Origin of the sequence: Spiroplasma sp. ald, from assembly GCF_044714355.1 — a bacterium.
GTDB lineage: Bacteria > Bacillota_I > Bacilli_A > Mycoplasmatales > Mycoplasmataceae > Spiroplasma > Spiroplasma phoeniceum.
Genome location: NZ_RXFY01000130.1, coordinates 1 through 2383, shown reverse-complemented (window position 1 = coordinate 2383; position 2383 = coordinate 1). Strand labels below are relative to the sequence as shown.

The following is a 2383-nucleotide window of genomic DNA, read 5'->3' as shown; positions in this document are numbered from 1 at the left end:
AATTATAATTTGCTATTAGTATCTTTTTAAAAATATTTACAATTATTTTAATAGGTTATGCAAGAAGTCTATTGATGAGAATACAAGATAAAATAAAAATTAGGTATTTTTTATATATAATTAATAAATTGCTGCCGCAAAAAACTAGTTTGTTTATCATTAAATATAAACTTTACAAAAAATATGGTAGAATGAATTTATTGTATATGATTTTAAAATATTATTTAATATTTTAAAATAAATGACTTTTTATTAAAAGAAAAATTTAATATGAAAGTAAAAAACAAACTAAAAAGAGTATGTTGGAAGGTGATTGGTGATCTATCACAAGCTTTTAAAATAGCACGTGGTGCAATTAATCATGTTTTAATTAAAATGAGTTTTGACAAAGCTGAAACTATTAAGAGATCAGAAAATTTTATTCATCTCTTAAAAGAAGAAATAGCAGAATATAAAGAACATATTGAAGGTTATAAAGAATTAGTAAATAAGTTAAAAACGACTAATGCTGAATTAGAAAAACAATATTATGAAGCCCTTGCTAAAATAGCAAAAGAAAATGGGGAAGATTTTGTTTTAGAAAACAATAATAAAAATATTGCATTAGAGTCAAAACCAAAACAATTTAAAAAAAGCAATCCAACAAATAATTAAACCAGTGCGAGGAAAAAAGATAACATCTAATATTCCGAAACAAGGTCAACAATATCAAAAAATTCTTAACGAAATTGATAATATTGATGAAGGATATGTATCAGATAAAGAACATGAAATATAAAAAATAAAAACAACAAAATTGTTGTTGTTTTTATTTTCGTTTTCTTTGATAATTGTAAACCGATGTTAATACTCAATTTTGGGGACTTCATTTTGTTAATTTTTTTACAATTTTATTAACACTACCTGTTACAATATAATTTTTTCTTTTTACTTTTAATCCTTTTAGTAAACTTTTTCGAGCATAAGTAGATGTCTTCATAACTTTCACTGTTGAGTGATATTTTGCATCTTTCTGGTTACTACTTCGATTTCAGAAATCAGTTTTTAACGGCCCTGGACATAAGGTAATAACTCGAACTGGTGATTTTGTTTTTTTCAATTCCGTATTAATCGCCACTCCCAAACTTCAGACATAAGCTTTTGAAGCATAATAACTAGCAAAAACTGGGGCTGGCGTAAATGCCGCTAAACTACCAATGTTTAAAACACGTCCTTGTTGTTGCGCTATAAAACGTTGTAAAAATAATTTTGTTAAAATATGGAGCGCTTTAATATTTAAATCAATCATATTCATTTCTTGCTCTAAACTAGATTCATTAAAATAACCTCATACACCATATCCAGCATTATTAATTAAAATTGTTACATTATCTTTTGCAACATCATTAAATAATTTTTCACAATTTTCTAAATTAATTAAATCATAATTAATCATTTTAATTGTTTGTGTTGGATATTTTTGCTGTAAAGCAGTAACAGGGGTTGTATCACGAGCAACAGCAACAACATTATAACCAAGTTTTAATAATTCTTCGCAATAACAATATCCTAATCCTTTACTAGCACCAGTAACAACAGCTCATTCTAAACTATTACTATTTGTTTTTTTCATTATTTTCTTGTCCATTTTCTAATTTTGGTTTTTTAATAACTGCCATATCAAATAATGTTTTACGATTTAAGAAAATATAATTTCCTGCTGCCGCTAATGATAATACCGTTGCTAAATACATTGGAATCATAATAATTTGGTTTACTCAACCAAATTCATCTCATTGGCCTGTTTTTAAAGAATGACCATTAAACATACGAAAACCAATAAAAAATAAAATTGTCATTCCAAACATCTCCATTGCTGCTCGCACACGTCCTAATTGATTAGCAGCCATCACCACTTTTTGTGTTGCTAAAATTTGACGAACAACATCAATTACAAAATCGCGAGCAATTAACAATACAACCATTCAAACTGGAATAATGTTTGCACAAGCAAAGACAATTAAAACAGTATTTGTTAGTAATTTATCGGCGATTGAATCAAAAAATTTGCCAAATGTTGTGACTTGATTGTAGCGACGAGCAATAAAACCATCTAATAAGTCAGTTAAGCTAGCAATAATAAATAAAATCCCAGCAATTAAATAACTAATTGGTAATGAATAAGTAACATTATCTCCTTTAATTGTTAATCATTGATCTCATCCATTATATAAGGAACTATTTTCAAATGGAACAATTACCATTAAAGCAATAATAACTGGGATTAAAAAAATCCGAATTAATGTAATACGATTAGCTCAATTCATTTTAAGTCCTCTTTTCTAAAAATATCTTATCCTTGATATGTTAATATTACTTACATATTATAATAGACTTCTTGCAT

Annotated in this window: 3 protein-coding genes; 1 reads left to right on the top strand and 2 read right to left on the bottom strand. The window is 26.4% G+C overall.

All coding sequences use genetic code 4. The annotated features are described in order from the left end of the window. The first annotated feature begins 309 nt into the window (after positions 1-309). Positions 310-654: a hypothetical protein gene (locus EHU54_RS05470; RefSeq protein WP_400249371.1), complete on the top strand. Its 345-nt coding sequence runs from the start codon at positions 310-312 to the stop codon at positions 652-654. A gap of 154 nt (positions 655-808) precedes the next feature. Here EHU54_RS05470 and EHU54_RS05465 read toward each other — a convergent pair whose 3' ends face one another. Both EHU54_RS05465 and pgsA read right to left on the bottom strand, forming a co-directional pair. Next, positions 809-1612 carry an SDR family NAD(P)-dependent oxidoreductase gene (locus tag EHU54_RS05465; protein WP_400249370.1) on the bottom strand — a complete coding sequence of 268 codons (804 nt, stop codon included), beginning with the start codon at positions 1610-1612 and terminating at the stop codon, positions 809-811. Continuing rightward, entirely contained in the window at positions 1596-2306 is a 711-nt protein-coding gene (pgsA, locus tag EHU54_RS05460; RefSeq protein WP_400249368.1) for a CDP-diacylglycerol--glycerol-3-phosphate 3-phosphatidyltransferase, read from the bottom strand. Before pgsA ends, EHU54_RS05465 begins: the two co-directional genes overlap by 17 nt. Positions 2307-2383: the final 77 nt, after the last annotated feature.